15 protein-coding genes are annotated in these 14,471 nt (G+C 56.9%); 5 read left to right on the plus strand and 10 right to left on the minus strand.

The annotated features are described in order from the left end of the window. Window positions 1-44 precede the first annotated feature (44 nt). The 7 genes from tolA to CMQ96_RS03965 form a co-directional block, all read right to left on the minus strand. Window positions 45-473, minus strand: coding sequence for a cell envelope integrity protein TolA (gene tolA, locus CMQ96_RS03935; protein ID WP_049103445.1), 429 nt, complete (start codon window positions 471-473; stop codon window positions 45-47). Window positions 474-644: 171 nt separating this feature from the next. After that, complete coding sequence (locus CMQ96_RS03940; RefSeq protein WP_004136962.1) at window positions 645-1,757, minus strand: M20 family metallopeptidase; 1,113 nt, start codon at window positions 1,755-1,757, stop codon at window positions 645-647. Continuing rightward, the gene (locus tag CMQ96_RS03945; RefSeq protein ID WP_049089785.1) at window positions 1,757-2,512 is read right to left on the minus strand and encodes a glutamine amidotransferase; all 756 of its coding nucleotides are present in this window, start codon (window positions 2,510-2,512) and stop codon (window positions 1,757-1,759) included. The genes CMQ96_RS03940 and CMQ96_RS03945 overlap by 1 nt, the downstream gene beginning before the upstream one ends. 13 nt (window positions 2,513-2,525) lie before the next feature. Then, entirely contained in the window at window positions 2,526-3,605 is a 1,080-nt protein-coding gene (locus CMQ96_RS03950; protein WP_024358146.1) for a phosphotriesterase, read from the minus strand. Between the two features lie 3 nt (window positions 3,606-3,608). Then, complete coding sequence (locus CMQ96_RS03955; RefSeq protein WP_176518974.1) at window positions 3,609-4,610, minus strand: ABC transporter permease; 1,002 nt, start codon at window positions 4,608-4,610, stop codon at window positions 3,609-3,611. Between the two features lie 18 nt (window positions 4,611-4,628). Further along, window positions 4,629-5,375, minus strand: coding sequence for an ATP-binding cassette domain-containing protein (locus tag CMQ96_RS03960; protein WP_024358147.1), 747 nt, complete (start codon window positions 5,373-5,375; stop codon window positions 4,629-4,631). A 380-nt stretch (window positions 5,376-5,755) separates the two neighbouring features. Further along, window positions 5,756-6,778, minus strand: coding sequence for a LacI family DNA-binding transcriptional regulator (locus CMQ96_RS03965; RefSeq protein WP_024358148.1), 1,023 nt, complete (start codon window positions 6,776-6,778; stop codon window positions 5,756-5,758). 344 nt (window positions 6,779-7,122) lie between these two features. On the opposite strand from CMQ96_RS03965, the gene CMQ96_RS03970 reads away from it, so the two are divergent. After that, complete coding sequence (locus CMQ96_RS03970; RefSeq protein ID WP_004136977.1) at window positions 7,123-8,076, plus strand: substrate-binding domain-containing protein; 954 nt, start codon at window positions 7,123-7,125, stop codon at window positions 8,074-8,076. A gap of 1 nt (window position 8,077) precedes the next feature. Here CMQ96_RS03970 and CMQ96_RS03975 read toward each other — a convergent pair whose 3' ends face one another. Beyond that, window positions 8,078-8,950 (minus strand): PfkB family carbohydrate kinase, encoded by an 873-nt coding sequence (locus CMQ96_RS03975; protein ID WP_098065975.1) that lies wholly within the window; start codon window positions 8,948-8,950, stop codon window positions 8,078-8,080. A 26-nt stretch (window positions 8,951-8,976) separates the two neighbouring features. Between CMQ96_RS03975 and CMQ96_RS03980 the strand changes: the two genes are divergently transcribed. The 3 genes from CMQ96_RS03980 to CMQ96_RS03990 all read left to right on the plus strand — a co-directional run bounded on the left by CMQ96_RS03980 (window position 8,977) and on the right by CMQ96_RS03990 (window position 11,114). Next, window positions 8,977-9,822: a BtpA/SgcQ family protein gene (locus CMQ96_RS03980; protein WP_098065978.1), complete on the plus strand. Its 846-nt coding sequence runs from the start codon at window positions 8,977-8,979 to the stop codon at window positions 9,820-9,822. Then, the gene (locus CMQ96_RS03985) at window positions 9,822-10,466 is read left to right on the plus strand and encodes a TenA family protein (RefSeq protein ID WP_024358152.1); all 645 of its coding nucleotides are present in this window, start codon (window positions 9,822-9,824) and stop codon (window positions 10,464-10,466) included. The genes CMQ96_RS03980 and CMQ96_RS03985 overlap by 1 nt, the downstream gene beginning before the upstream one ends. 87 nt (window positions 10,467-10,553) lie before the next feature. Beyond that, on the plus strand, window positions 10,554-11,114 hold the full coding sequence (locus CMQ96_RS03990; RefSeq protein ID WP_049089790.1) for a nucleotidyltransferase family protein: 561 nt from the start codon (window positions 10,554-10,556) through the stop codon (window positions 11,112-11,114). A 28-nt stretch (window positions 11,115-11,142) separates the two neighbouring features. Here CMQ96_RS03990 and CMQ96_RS03995 read toward each other — a convergent pair whose 3' ends face one another. Then, the gene (locus tag CMQ96_RS03995) at window positions 11,143-11,676 is read right to left on the minus strand and encodes a cysteine hydrolase family protein (protein ID WP_004136989.1); all 534 of its coding nucleotides are present in this window, start codon (window positions 11,674-11,676) and stop codon (window positions 11,143-11,145) included. A 473-nt stretch (window positions 11,677-12,149) separates the two neighbouring features. On the opposite strand from CMQ96_RS03995, the gene lysM reads away from it, so the two are divergent. Next, window positions 12,150-12,599, plus strand: a complete 450-nt coding sequence (lysM, locus tag CMQ96_RS04000) for a peptidoglycan-binding protein LysM (RefSeq protein ID WP_004136991.1) — start codon at window positions 12,150-12,152, stop codon at window positions 12,597-12,599. A 106-nt stretch (window positions 12,600-12,705) separates the two neighbouring features. On the opposite strand, the gene pgtP is transcribed toward lysM, so the two are convergent. After that, a complete protein-coding gene (gene pgtP, locus CMQ96_RS04005) occupies window positions 12,706-14,097 on the minus strand; it encodes a phosphoglycerate transporter PgtP (protein ID WP_024358154.1) in 1,392 nt (463 codons plus the stop codon). Window positions 14,098-14,471: the final 374 nt, after the last annotated feature.

A 14,471-nucleotide genomic window follows, 5' to 3' on the forward strand; every position in this document is an offset into this window, starting at 1 on the left:
GCAGGGGCCGAATGGCCTCTGCGAAAGGATCCCACAAAGATCTGTCAGGGCCTGAAGTCCAGAACGACATGACTGAATGTTTGATAGGTTTTTTCGTCTGGCGCAGGCGGGATTGTGGCTTGTTTCAGCGCGGACATCACCTCCGCGCATAGCGCCGGATCGCCGTTCTCGACCGTTGGATTCTCCACCGTCCCGTCACGCTGTAGCGTTAAGCGCACCGAGCATGTTTGCCCTTGCCAGGACGCCGGCTGGTCTATCTTAGCGAAGATAGCCTTCTGGATCTGGGTCAGATAGCGTGAGGCATTGGCCTGCGGTGAAGTATCTGAACCCGTTTGATAATCGCGAAGTATCTTATCCACTTCTGCCGATATTTTAGCGTCTTCGGTGCTGTCCGGCGCAGAAGCACTACCCGAGCAGGCGGAAAGGAGTAAAGCGAGGGGGCAAATGAGCAGCGGGCTGATTTTCACGAACATGGTAATGCCTCCTTGCTGGCGATGAGCTATTCCGGATGCGAGGCGGTTATCCTCTGTTATTCCGCGATTTTATTCAAACGCTAATCGCTGATTTTTCCTGCGGCGGATTGAACGCGCGGCAGCGGCATTAAGTGACACTGTCACGTATTTTTTTCCTTCGCCGCGGCCGATTTACGCCATCCAGTCGCGAATCAGGTTCCCGTACAGCTGTTCAGCCTCTTCCAGCCGGCTGAGCAGGCAGTACTCGTCGGTTTGATGAGCCATAGACGGCTCGCCGGGGCCGAGAATGATACAGGGCGGATTGCCCAACGCCGGCAGCAGCAGCGAGGCGTCGGTAAAGTAGGGCACCACCCGCGGCTCAAGCGGCCGATCGTGCAGCGGCTGGCAACGCTGATAAACCTGTTTTATCCACGCGTGATCCTGTTCGCTGAGTACCGCGGGCAGATCGACCAGCGTCGACACCGTGACGCTCTCGCCAAGCAGCGTGGTCAACCGCTGGCGGATGGTGGCGTGCTGTAAATCAGGCGCGCTGCGGATATCGACATCGAAACGCGTGCGGTCCGGCACGGAATTAATATTTAGCCCGCCTTCAATACGTCCGACGTTTACCGTGGGCTGCTTCATCAGCGGATGCGGCGCGCCCGGCGAAAAATGTTGGATTTTAGCCAGCGCATCCGCCGCCAGATAGATAGCATTAATCCCCAGCTCCGGCATCGCGCCATGGGCAGTTTTTCCCCGCGTTTCGCAGCGTAACCAGAGCGCGCCTTTATGGCCGATAACCGGATAATTGGCGGTGGGCTCGCCGACGATCAGCGCGCCCACTTCCGGCAACGGCGCGGAGGCGATCAGCGCCCGCGCGCCGTCGCAGCCCGTTTCTTCCCCGCCGGTAATCAGCAATACCGCGCCGCGCCCGGCGAGGATCGTTTCCCGCTGCTGAACGCAGGCGACGGCAAACGCCGCTATCGCCGCTTTCATATCGCTGGACCCGCGTCCATAAAGGCGCCCGTCTTCCATCTGCGAGCCGAAAGGGTCGTACCGCCACCGGGCATTTCCCAGCGGCACGGTATCCAGATGCCCGGTAAAGGCCAGCGGTTTACCAGGCGTTGCCCCGGGGAGCCAGGCGATCAGATTGCTGCGACTCTCGCCGAATGACGACAGCGAAACTGCAAAACCGTTAGCGTTAAGCCAGTCGGCAAAGTACCGCATGCAGTCCGCTTCGCTGCCCGGCGGGTTGATGGTGTTAAAGCCCAGCAGCTGCCGGGCGAGTTCAAGGGTGGTGGTCATCAGCGATGTTCCGTCAGCCAGTCAAGGCAGTTAATCCACAGCTGGCGATAGCCGGGCCATTTGGCAAACTCTTCCGGCAGCCAGTGTGCCGACATATCGCTGGTCCACACCAGCGAGCGACCCTGTTGATATTCGCGAACGGCCAGCAGCGGATGACCGGTACCGGCGACCGTCGCCAGCAGTTTGCCCTCCGGATGCATTTCGACTTCGTTATAACCCAGCAGCCACGGCCATTCGCCCGGAATATCGTTAAACAGGGCGTGGGATTCCGTCACCTCGGCATAGCAACCTTCCGGCGTTTCAATGCGATCGTCCCATGCCAGGCAGCGGACCGGCAGCACTTTCTCCACCGCGGTATTACGATAACGCGCGCCGCCGTTGATTCCCTGGAAGCTGTAATAGCCGCCGATCATCATCAGCGACCCGCCGCCGGCCACGTAGTCATGCAAAAGCGTCAGACGGTTGGCGGTTCGGCGGCTTTTCAGCCAGGTGTCCGGATGCAGCAGCAGCGTATTGGCGCCGATATCCGACAGAATAATCGCATCCCACTGCAGCAGCGCTTCCAGCGTCAGCGGAAAGTCTGTCGCCGCCGCGTGGGCGGGCATGTAGGTAATGGCGTAGGCACTGTCCGCGAGCGCCGCCAGAAAATCCGTCGCGCCGGTGTGCCAGGTGGCGGTGGCGAACTGATCGAAGCCTTTAACGTGTGTTGACGTGCTGGTCCAGGATTCACCGACCAGTAAGATTTTTTTCTGCATTATGACTTTCCTTTTATCCGCCGAAGACCCGTTGGGGATTTCCAATCATCAAGGTTTCAAGCTGTTCGCCGCTGACGCCGTGGCGCCGCAGGCGGGGTACAAAATGCTTGAGTATGTAGCCGTAACCGTGGCCGCCGTAGCGGGTGAGCATGGTTTTCAGGAAGACGTCCTGCGACAGCAAAATTTGCTGGATATAGCCGTCGCCAATCAGCTCGCGAATCGCGCGGGCGTTCTCCTCGTCGGAGGGCGACTGCGCCGACTCGTCGGCGTAGTAATAGCTCATGCCGATCATGTCGTATTCGAGAAACGCCCCGCGCTGCGCCAGTTCCCTCTGGTAGCGCTTATCGGCAAAGCTGGGATTCATATGGCACAGCACCGTATGGCGCAGATCGGCGCCTTCCTGCTCGAGAATGTCCAGTACGCGGTGACCCAGCCGTTCCCAGCCGGGCAGGTGGACCTCGATCGGCACGCCGGTCGCGGCGCTGGCCCGGCCCGCAGCGCGCAGGGATTTCTCCTCATCCGGGGTAAAGCGGCTTGAGATACCGATTTCGCCGATGAGTCCGGCGAGCACCTCCGGTTTCTCTTCCGCGCCGCCAAGATCGTAGATTAGCCGCTCGGTCAGCCGTTCAACGCTGCTGGTTCTAACCCACTCGGGGTGCGAGGGTTCCAGATAGAGGCCGGTGCCCATAATAATGTTCAGGCCGGTCAGACGGGCGATACGCGCCAGCGCTTTGGGATCGCGGCCAATGCCGATATTGGTCGGATCGACTACCGTTTCCCCGCCAAGGGCGCGATATTTCGTCAGCTCTTCAATCGCGACGTCGACGTCAAACAACTGACAGTTATCGCGGCTCATCAGCGGGTTCAGCGACAGTTCGCCGAGGTTTTCCATTTTCACCGGCATTTCGGCAAGATGGCGATCGCTACAGCAGCAGGGCGGCACCCATTTGCCGGAGGCATCCAGCAGAATATGCTCATGCATCAGCGTCACGCCCATTTCACTTATCGGCAGCGGGCCGAGCACCGTCATCACGTAACCGCTGCTGACGCCGACCGGCAGCGGGTCGGGATGGCGAAAAATTGATCCTTTCATCTGCTATCCTTTTGCCGCGGAGCGCGCGGGGTTGAGAATGCGGGTGTTCAGCCAGATAGCCAGCAGGATAATAGTGCCGGTGGCGATCTGGGTGTAGAACGGCGAAATATGCGACAGGATCAGCCCGTTCTGAATCACCGCAATCGACAGCGCGCCCAGCAGCGTGCCGATAATGGTGCCGAAGCCGCCAAACAGGCTGGTACTGCCGAGCACCACAGCGGCGATGACCTGCAGTTCAAAACCTTCGCCCTGGTTGGAGGAGCCGCTGCCGAGGCGCGCGGTGATAATCATCCCCGCCAGCGCGGCGGCCATGCCGCTGATGATATAGACCTTCATGGTGACCGCTTTGGTGTTAATCCCGCTGCGTCGCGCGCCTTCGGCGTTGGCGCCGATAGCCGTCACGTAGCGGCCAAAACGCATATGGTTGAGAACGATGTGCCCGATAAGCAGAATCATAATGCCGATCAGCGCAGGCATAGGGATTCCCACAACCCACGCGCGGCCAATAAAGGTAAACAGGCTGTCAGCCGGAACCGGGATCGAGTAGCCCTGGGTGACCAATAGCGCGATGCCGCGAACCACGGCCAGGGTGGCGAGGGTGACGATAAACGCCGGTATGCCCTCATAGGCGATAAAGAAGCCGTTGATGGTGCCCACCAATCCGCCGAGCAGCAGGCCGCCGAGCAGTACCATCGGCCACGGCAGTCCCCAGTTATTCAGAGCGATAGCGGAAAGCGCGCCGACCAGCGCGAGGGTGGAACCCACCGACAGGTCGATGCCGCCGGTGGTAATGACCAGGGTCATTGCCGTCGCGACGATCAGCAGCGGAGCGCTCTGACGGATAATGTTGAGCCAGTTGGTGCCGGTGAGAAAGTTGCTGGTGATCAGCGAGAACACCACGCAGCAGAAGACGAAAAAGAGCGCGATGCTGACCACGCCGGAGTGGTTATGCAGCAGGCGGCGCGGCAGCGAATGCTGGATCATGCGGGAGCTGCTTAAGTTCATGATACTCATCCTGTTACCTCAATGTGCGGCCGCAGAGCGGGCGGTGAATTTTTCGCCCACAATCAGGTTAACGATATCGCTCAGGCTGGTGTCGGCCACTCGTCGGTCGGCGACGTTGGTACCTTCATACATCACCATGATCCGGTCGCAGACCAGAAACAGGTCCTGCAGGCGGTGGGTAATCAGAATCACGCTCACGCCGCGAGCGGAAACGCGGCGAATCAGCTCCAGCACCGCCTCAACTTCCGCGACGGCCAGCGCGGCGGTGGGTTCATCCATAATCAGCACTTTCGGGTCAAAGGCCGCCGCGCGGGCGATGGCAATGGCCTGACGCTGGCCGCCGGAGAGATTTCGCACCAGCAGGCGGGTATCCGGAATGGAGATCCCGAGTCCTTTAAGCATCTCCCGGGCGTCGGCGTGCATTTTGGCCTCGTCGAGAAAGGGGATACCGAGGACCGATTTCATCGGCTCGCGGCCCATAAACAGATTGCCCGCGACGTCGACCGTGTCGCACAGCGACAGATCCTGGTAGACCATCTCGATATGGCAGCGGCGCGAATCGGCCGGATTAGCGAACTGCTGCTGTTCGCCGTCGATGCGAATCGTGCCGCCGGAGGGGATCACCGCCCCCGAGAGTACTTTGGTCAGGGTGGATTTCCCCGCGCCGTTATCGCCCACCAAGCCCAGCACCTCGCCCGGAGCCAGCTCGAGATTGACTCCGCGCAATGAACGTATCGACCCGTAGGTCTTGGTGATGTTGATCATCTCCACCCTTGGCGGGGTAGTGTGTGGCTGCTGCATCTGATAACTCCCATCGCTGTTGCCGGGAAAATGTTCGCCATTCTGCGGAAAATGCCCCCTCCGACACGGTTTACATGCTAGTAAACCGGTTTACCTGCGGAGTGGAGCACTCGCCAACACAGTCAGGACAAACGCTACGTAAGATATTTGTTCGCCAGTAAGAACATTGCAGCATCCGTGCCAGGGCAGGAACAACACAGCAGCCCTGTAACTTAACCATATGTAATCAATAGAGTTTATTGATTACATTCCGGTAAACCGGTTTACTGATTATAGTGAACAGATTGTAAATCGATCGTTTTTTGCGCCAAAACTGGGCGCTTTTGCGCCATTTTGGGACGCGCTTAACAAATCTTGATTGAGTCGCGACCGATCCATTCTACCGGCAGGCGGGTTTCTGCCGGGATATCCTGGTCGTTGTTCAGCAGGCGCATCATGATATTCACCGCGGTGCGGCCCAGTTCGCGGGCGGGCTGGCGGATAGTTGAGATACGCGGCTGGGTGAAATCGGCATAGTTGGCGTCATCGAAGCCGACCAGCGACAGCGCCTCCGGCGCCTGAAGCCCGCTGGCGCGCAGCCCGTCAAGCAGACCCAGCACCAGGTAGTCGCTGGCGGCGAAGACGGCGGTCGGGCGAAGCGGCTGGCTAAACAGGTAACGCAGCGCCTGCTGGCCGAACTCGCGCTGGTAGTCGCCGTACATCACCCATTCGGGCGGCCAGCTCAGACCGGCCTGCTCCATCGCGGTGCAGAAGCCCTGATAGCGCTCGCGGACGCTCATCAGCTTGTCGGGACCGCCGACGAAGGCGATATGGCGGTGTCCGGCGGCGATCAGCTTTTCGGTGGCGATCCGCCCGCCCTGAACGTTATCGGCAAACACCTTTGGCACCGTACTGCCGGGTATATCTTCATCCAGCAGGACAATGCGTTCGTGACGCTGGACCTCTTTGCGCAGCAGGCCGTTATCAGGGCGGTTAGTGGTGAACAGCAGGCCATCGACCTGGCAGGTATCCAGCCAGCGGATGAACTGGCACTCCTTTTCCGGATTATTGCGGGTGATGCACAGCACCAGGCTATAACCGCTGGCGGAAGCGGCCTCTTCGGCGGCGTCGGCCAGCTCGGCAAAGAAGGGGTTGGTGATATCGGGCAGCACCAGGCCGAGCGTCTCGCTGCCGCCTTTGCTAAGACGGCGCGCCAGGCTATTACCGCGATAGTCCAGTTCGCGAATCGCCGTTTCGATACGGTCGATGGTGTCCTGCGGCAGCACAATACTGTTGTTCATATAGCGCGACAGGGTGGCTTTCGACAGTCCCGCCAGCTTTGCGACATCGGATAACAATACGCGTTTTATACTCATTTCCTGCGCCATTTCTGCCAGAATCGGCTATCTGTAACATAGTTAAGCGCGCTGGATACAGCAATTTCTCTGCCCACAATCGCCTCAAATAAACGCTTGACAAATTTTAATCTGCGGAGAATTGTATAGGCAGTTTACCGCATCATCCGGGAAGTCATTCCCAAACCCGTTTAAGTCATTCCAGTCGCGCGCCGACACGGACCGGTTGCCGGAATGAAGTTAAACAGGTATTCGCCGAACGATCGATGATGGTTCTGGCCACATAGACGATATTTGCCCGCCAAAAAATAATCCTTCTGCGTTCGCATGCGGCGCGGAACTCTGCTGGCTATCACCTATTCCCGACGAGGATACTGATGATGTTATTTAACACCGGAAAACTGCGTTTACTTGCTGTCGCCACGACGATGCTGGCATCAATGAGTTTTATTTCGACCGCCGGCGCGGCCGCTCCGACTTATGCCCTGGTCCAAATCAATCAGCAGGCGCTGTTCTTTAATCTGATGAATAAAGGCGCGCAGGATGCGGCAAAAGCCAGCGGCAAAGATTTAGTGATATTTAACTCTAACGATAATCCCGTGGCGCAAAATGACGCCATTGAAAACTATATTCAGCAAGGCGTTAAAGGCATTCTGGTTGCCGCTATCGATGTTAACGGAATTATGCCCGCGGTAAAAGAAGCCGCCGCCGCTAACATTCCGGTGATTGCGATTGACGCCGTATTACCGGCTGGACCACAGGCGGCCCAGGTCGGCGTTGATAATATTGAAGGCGGCAGAATTATTGGTCAATACTTCGTGGACTACGTGCAAAAAGAGATGGGCGGCCAGGCGCGGCTGGGGATCGTCGGCGCGCTGAACTCGGCTATTCAGAACCAGCGGCAGAAAGGGTTCGAAGAGACGCTGAAAAGCAATCCGAAGATCACCATCGCTAACGTTGTCGACGGGCAGAACGTGCAGGACAAAGCAATGACCGCGGCGGAAAACCTGATCACCGGTAACCCGGACCTGACGGCGATATATGCCACCGGCGAACCCGCGCTGCTCGGCGCGATCGCCGCCGTGGAGAACCAGGGGCGCCAGAAGGACATTAAAGTCTTTGGCTGGGATCTGACGGCGAAGGCGATTTCCGGTATTGACGGCGGCTACGTGACCGCCGTACTGCAGCAGGACCCGGAAAAGATGGGCGCCGAAGCCCTGAAGGCGCTGAACAGCATCACTTCGGGTAAAACCGTGCCGAAAACCATTCTGGTTCCGGCGACGGTGGTGACCAAAGCGAACGTCGATTCCTACCGTTCGCTGTTTAAGTAAGTCAGCGCGCGCCGCCCGTGGTTAACAGGGCGGCAAGCTCATGGCTGCCGGGAAACGCGCTGAGCGTCCCCCGGCGGCTAACGGTAATGGCGGCAGCCCGGCTGGCGTGCGCCAGCGCCAGCGCATCCGGCGCGACGCCGCGCAGCAGGGCGGAGGCCAGCATCACGGCGAGGAACGTGTCGCCCGCCCCGGTAGTATCAAGCGCCTCGGCGGGCACGGCGGGACAAAACTGGCGCTGGCCCTCCTGGAGCAGCCAGGCGCCGGCGGCGCCCTGGGTAATGACTAAGCTTTTCACCCCGTATGGCTGGAGCAGCTCGGCCTCAGATTCATTGACCACCGCGATGTCGATGAGCGGCCACAGATGGCAAAAGTCAGGATTGACGGGCGAGGGGTTGAATACCGTCGTCATACTGCGGCTTTTGGCGTACTGGAACAGCGCCCGCGTTTTGTCCAGGGAGAAATTGCCCTGCTGTAGCAGAATATCGCCGGCGACGGCATCCGCGATATGCGGAATAATCTCATCCAGGCGGAATGTATCCGCGGCGGCGGTAGTGGTAATAATGGCATTGTCGCCGTCAGCGCTATTTAAAATAATCGAGGTATCGCTATGTTGATTGAAATGACCGTCGGGTAGTAAGGTCAGTGGTTCATTTTTTATCTGCTGACGGATCCACACGCCGTTGCTGTCATTTCCCGTGGCGGCAATTAGGCGCGTTTCTATTCCGCAGCGGGCTAATATAATCGCCTGGTTCGCGCCTTTACCGCCGATATCCTGCGAAACTTTAACGCCGTGAATTGAAGCGCCTTTTTTCGGTATATCCGGAATGGACCAGGTTTCATCTACGGTAATATTACCGGTAACGTAAACACGCATAGTGTTCCCTTAACAGGATGGATAAGATGATTGCTATCTCAGCAGAAAAAACGAATGCAATACAAGCTATTTTTTCACGCAGCAAAGCGGTTATTGGAGTTATTCATTGCGATCCTTTTCCCGGCGCGCCTAAATATCGAGGGAAATCAGTCTCTGATATTATTGAGCGCGCGCTTCGCGATGCTGAAAATTATATTTCAGGCGGCGTTCACGGACTGATTATTGAAAACCACGGGGATATTCCTTTTTCCAAACCTGAGGATATCGGTCACGAAACTTCCGCGCTAATGGCGGTGATTACCGAGAAAGTGCGCGAGCGTTTTGCTGTGCCGCTGGGCATTAACGTCCTGGCGAACGCGGCGATCCCGGCGATGGCTATCGCCCTGGCGGGCGGAGCCGATTTCGTCCGCGTAAACCAGTGGGCCAACGCCTATATCGCCAACGAAGGATTTATTGAAGGGGCGGCCGCTAAGGCGCTGCGCTACCGCAGTATGCTGCGCGCTGAGCATATTCGCGTTTTTGCCGATAGCCACGTCAAGCACGGTAGCCATGCCATCGTTGCCGATCGTTCGATTCAGGAGCTGACGCGCGACGTCGATTTCTTCGAGGCTGACGCGGTGATTGCCACCGGTCAGCGTACGGGCGATAGCGCCACGATGGCGGAAATAGACGAGATCCGCGCGGCGACGGAGCTACCGCTGCTGGTGGGCTCGGGGGTGACGCCGGCCAACGTGCGCCAGATCCTCGGACGGACTCAGGGGGTTATCGTGGCCAGTACGATGAAGGTCGACGGCGTGTGGTGGAACGATGTTGAGCTGGCCCGGGTGAAGCATTTTATGTCAGTCGCGCAGGCCGCGCTCGAGGAGGCATAATGGAAGCGTTTAGCGAACGCCTGCTGCGCGAGCATCAGCCGGTGTGGCAGGCGATGCAGCGGCATCGTTTTGTGGTTGATATCGAAGAGGATCGGCTGGCGCCTGCCGTCTTCAACCGCTATCTGGTATTTGAGGGCAACTTTGTCGCGACGGCAATCGCGATTTTTGCCCTCGGGGTCAGCAAAGCGCCGGGTATTCATCAGCAGCGCTGGCTGATTGGCGTGCTGAATGCTCTGGTTGACACCCAGATCGCGTGGTTTGAACAGGTGTTGTCAGAGCGGCGGGTCGATCCCGCTGCGTACCCGGACGATCTGCCCGGCGTGCGGCGCTTTCGCGACGGCATGCTGCGAACCGCCCGGGAGGGCAGCTACGAGCAGATCGTGACGATGATGTTCGGTGCGGAATGGATGTACTACGTCTGGTGCCGGGGGGTAAGCGAGCATCGCCAGAGCGACGCGGACGTCCGGCGCTGGGTGGAGATGCACGCCGAGGACGAATTTTATCAGCAGGCGCTCTGGCTGAAGAACGAACTCGATCGCTGCGCCATGACGCTGAGTGAAAGCGAAAAGCAGGCGCTGTCGGCGCTTTACGGCGATGTGCTGCAGTGGGAAATTGATTTCCATCACGCCGCGTACGAAGCGTAGCCGCGAGGTGAATAACAGGGGCGCCTGAAGCGGCGCCTCCTGAACGCTGATACACTGAGCGGATCGATCGCTGTTTACAGGGAAACCATGAAATATCAGAACCTCTTGCAAAGCGTGTTGTTAAACGACCCGATGAGAATGAACGCGCTGTACGCCGTGCAGGCGCTGGAACTCAACGATGGCTGGATTGGCGCCGGCTTTGTCAGAGATGCGGTCTGGGATCATCTGCACGGCTACGGGCAAAGGCCAGTTTCGGGTGATGTGGATGTTGTCTGGTTCGACGCGAAAAGCGCGACTTCCGCCTGTGATAGCGCGCTGGAAGAGAGGCTTAGCCAGCAAAACTCCGTTTTTAACTGGTCGGTGAAAAATCAGGCCAGAATGCATCAACGCAACGGACATCAACCTTATCGTTCAACGGAGAATGCGCTGCTGTACTGGCCTGAAACCGCGACGGCTATCGCGGTCAGATTGGGAGCAACAGATCATGTTGAGGTTATCGCGCCCTACGGGCTGGACGATCTCTTTGAGCTCCGTCTGCGGCCAACGCCGGTATTTGCGCAGCATAAGCTGGCTATTTTCAGCCAGCGCGTCGCGGAAAAACGGTGGCTACAGCGTTATCCCGGCCTGCGGCTTCTCGTCCCGACATAACGCAAAGCCGCTGTTCGCCTGGTTTTCGTCAAAAGCGCCAGTCGGCCGCGGTTGAAAGCGCGACAAACGGGCCCGCCAGCGTTCGGTTGTGATGGCCAATGATGTCCTTAGCGGATAAATGAGGATTATCGATTGTGGTATGCGCATCGGAAATCAGCACGGCCGTGAATCCCAGTTCCGGCGCTGCCCGGCAGGTGGTATCGACGCAAAACTCTGTTTTCATCCCGGCAATCACCAGCTGCTTTACGCCTCTCTGCGTAAGCTGGCGCTGTAATTCGGTGTCGCGAAAGCCGCTGGGATACGTTTTGGTTAAGACGATATCCCGTTCAACGTCCACATCCAGCTCGGCTATCAGCCTGGTTAACGGGCTGCTCGCAGAGAAGGGGGAGCCGTCGGGTCCGACGTGGCGAATAAAAAAGATCGGTACCTGTGACTGCCTGGCTTTAGCGATGAGCAGAAGAATATTTGTCAGAACGGCATCAGCGGAATGAGGAGAAGCCGGACCGCGGAAAAGCCCCTCCTGCATATCAATAATCACTAGCGCATGTTCAGATGAAATCATGGGGCGTGTCTCCATTCAGTATGTGATGAACGGAGAGCTGTTTGTCCCCGTCCGCTTTAACGGGGAGTGCGGTTCTGTTCTGTCAGGTTCCAGCCACAGATACGCACACGCCGCCGCAGGTTGCGGTGGTGGTGCGTGTCGTTGTTGAATAGGCTAGATGAATCATTTTCTGACCTTATTATTCATTGAAGATCAATAACCAGAAACGGACGGAACCGCTTAAAACTACACGCCTTATACGATGAAGGTCAACTGCTGATTTCATGACATGTCGCCCGGCCAGAATACAGACTTTCCTGCCATTGCCGGGCAAATATCCTGCACTTTGACGCTTATTGATTATACTTTGATGGCAGGTTGTGCTGCTTCAGGCGGCCGCCGCGTTGGCGGGGTATCAAAACGTATATCCTGGAATTGACTTAGCGGCTGTTGATGAAAATGCGATCATGAAACAGTCATGGAGGTATGGAACGATGGGATTATTAAATTTTGTCAAAGAAGCGGGCGAGAAAATATGGGACGCCGTCTCCGGCGGCAGCAAGGAAGATAAGGCCGACAAGCTGAAAAAACATATTGATGGTCTTAATCTTCCCGGCGCCGAAAAGGTCAATATCGATGTTGCGGACGACGGCACCGCGACGGTTACCGGCGATGTCGGTTCGCAAGAAGATAAGGAAAAAATTCTGGTGGCGGTAGGTAACGTCACCGGCGTTGGTCAGGTTAATGACAGTGTGAAGGTGACGCAAAGCGGGGCGGAAAGTCGTTATTACACGGTCAAATCCGGCGACACCCTGAGCGCCATCTCTAAAGCGATGTATGGCTCCGCCAATGAGTATCAACGTATTTTTGAAGCCAACAAACCGATGCTGACGCATCCCGATAAAATCTATCCGGGCCAGGTGCTGATTATTCCGGCTAAGTAAGCGGTGAATTCCTTCGGCAGCAGGCCGTTTACATTTTACCCGGCTAACCCTGTTTAAGATGAAAAGTGCCAGCAAGCTGGCACTTTGTTTTCCCGGTTTCGGGCGCTTATCGTGCGTCGGCCAGCGCCAGCTCGGCCTCTTGCTGCTGGGTGTTCTTCCGCTGTTGCTCCAGCTCCAGCGCGCCGCGATGAGAAAGGTAGCAGAACAGAATGCAGCAGACGATCCCGCCCATCAGCAGATAGAACCCGCCGTGCCAGCCCATTTTATCCACCATCACGCCAAACAGGCTGGTGCCTAAGGATGCGCCAAAGATGTAGCTCATAAATCCGCGCAGGCCAACGGCTGAACCGACGGCAAAGCTGGGCACAATTTCCATAGTCTGGACGGAGGCCAGAAACTGCGGCACGTAAATCAGGCAGCCCACTATCGCCGCGAACACCGTCACCATCAGCAGAGATTCGCTTTTCCAGTAGCCGATCAGGCAGATGAAAATCAGCGCCATACAGATCATGGCTAACGGCATCCGACGTCCTTTGAACAGTTTGTCGGAGAGCCAACCGGCCAGCAGGGTGGAGGGAATCGCCGCCCATTCAAAAAACAGAAACGCGACGCTCATCTGTTCTTTGGAAAAATGTTTCACCGTCAGCAGATAGATGGGCAGCCAGCTGATCATGCCGAAACGCACCATATAGACGAACACATCCACAAAGGAGACATACCAGGCGTTTTTATTGCGCAGAACGTAGGTGCAGAAGATCTGCAATGCGCTCATGTTTTCCGGCGCTTTTACGGCGTGTTTAGCGTTAAGCACCACCTTTTCTTCCGGCATCATCTCTTCCAGCGCAGGCAGGCCTTCTTCACGCGGCGAGCCTTTACCCAGCGCCAGTACGCTCAGAGCGAACACCACCGCCACGCAGGCCGGGACGATGTAGCTGGCGCTCTGCCAGTGCTCACTGCCGAGGATAGCGAACGCGGCGCCGACGATCGGGGCGACAATCCCGCCGCCGACATTGTGGGAAATGTTCCAGAACGCCCCCACGCGACCGCGCTCCCGACGCGGGAACCAGTTAGCGATAGTGATAAAAGAGGGGCCGACGCCCATCCCCTGAAACAGGCCGTTGAGGACCACCAACGCAGCGAAGATCCAGAATGCGGTGCTGAACCCCAGGCCAACGTTGACGATAGCGCACAACACCAGGCCGCAGGCCATAAAGACTTTCGGACTGGCTTTATCCGCCAGGCTGCTCATGATGCCTTTGCTTATCCCATACGCAATGAGCATACAGCTGCTGAGCAAACCGATTTGCGTGGCGCTAAGATCTAACTGTTCTTTCAGATAAGGCGTGGATAACGTGAAGTTGTTGCGCACAATATAGTACGCCAGATAGCCCAGAAATACGCTTAGCAGCGCCTGAATACGGTATCGGCCATAAGTTGCCTGCACTTTTTCAGCAGGCACTTTATTCGCCGACGGCCCTTTTTTTAATATTGATAACATGTCGTCACCTGTATTTTATATTGCTATGAAGATCAGGAGTGGTCGGCATGCAGAGTGAAATAAGCGGGTATAAAATTCAAATCATCAAAATGGGTCAAAACTGACTCAAATTGATGAATTAAGGCGTTATTTTTGACACGTTGAGCATTAATGAAATTGCGGGTAATTAATTTTACGCGGATTTTATGTCAGGCTTGTGCGGATATTAACAAATTCCACATTCATTATCTGGTAATCTTTCCTGAGGTTTCCGGTTGCCAAAACAACTATTTTTCCGCTGGCGATGATTAATCCGCCCGGCGTCATAAACGGGTAAGTTTTGTCTCAACGCTATTTTTTCGGTATTTCAATATTTATGAACGGGATCACAAACA

It is taken from the genome of Klebsiella sp. MBT K-1, assembly GCF_002556465.1.
In the GTDB taxonomy this organism is placed as follows: domain Bacteria; phylum Pseudomonadota; class Gammaproteobacteria; order Enterobacterales; family Enterobacteriaceae; genus Klebsiella; species Klebsiella grimontii.

Coding starts and splice junctions, on each gene's coding strand:
- CMQ96_RS03985 (WP_024358152.1), top strand. CDS start 9,822: ATGGAAGCGTTTAGCGAACGCCTGCTGCGCGAGCATCAGCCGGTGTGG.
- CMQ96_RS03950 (WP_024358146.1), bottom strand. CDS start 3,605: ATGAAAGGATCAATTTTTCGCCATCCCGACCCGCTGCCGGTCGGCGTC.
- CMQ96_RS03980 (WP_098065978.1), top strand. CDS start 8,977: ATGATTGCTATCTCAGCAGAAAAAACGAATGCAATACAAGCTATTTTT.
- CMQ96_RS03945 (WP_049089785.1), bottom strand. CDS start 2,512: ATGCAGAAAAAAATCTTACTGGTCGGTGAATCCTGGACCAGCACGTCA.
- CMQ96_RS03970 (WP_004136977.1), top strand. CDS start 7,123: ATGATGTTATTTAACACCGGAAAACTGCGTTTACTTGCTGTCGCCACG.
- CMQ96_RS03940 (WP_004136962.1), bottom strand. CDS start 1,757: ATGACCACCACCCTTGAACTCGCCCGGCAGCTGCTGGGCTTTAACACC.
- tolA (WP_049103445.1), bottom strand. CDS start 473: ATGTTCGTGAAAATCAGCCCGCTGCTCATTTGCCCCCTCGCTTTACTC.
- CMQ96_RS03990 (WP_049089790.1), top strand. CDS start 10,554: ATGAAATATCAGAACCTCTTGCAAAGCGTGTTGTTAAACGACCCGATG.
- lysM (WP_004136991.1), top strand. CDS start 12,150: ATGGGATTATTAAATTTTGTCAAAGAAGCGGGCGAGAAAATATGGGAC.
- CMQ96_RS03995 (WP_004136989.1), bottom strand. CDS start 11,676: ATGATTTCATCTGAACATGCGCTAGTGATTATTGATATGCAGGAGGGG.
- CMQ96_RS03955 (WP_176518974.1), bottom strand. CDS start 4,610: ATGAACTTAAGCAGCTCCCGCATGATCCAGCATTCGCTGCCGCGCCGC.
- pgtP (WP_024358154.1), bottom strand. CDS start 14,097: ATGTTATCAATATTAAAAAAAGGGCCGTCGGCGAATAAAGTGCCTGCT.
- CMQ96_RS03965 (WP_024358148.1), bottom strand. CDS start 6,778: ATGGCGCAGGAAATGAGTATAAAACGCGTATTGTTATCCGATGTCGCA.
- CMQ96_RS03960 (WP_024358147.1), bottom strand. CDS start 5,375: ATGATCAACATCACCAAGACCTACGGGTCGATACGTTCATTGCGCGGA.
- CMQ96_RS03975 (WP_098065975.1), bottom strand. CDS start 8,950: ATGCGTGTTTACGTTACCGGTAATATTACCGTAGATGAAACCTGGTCC.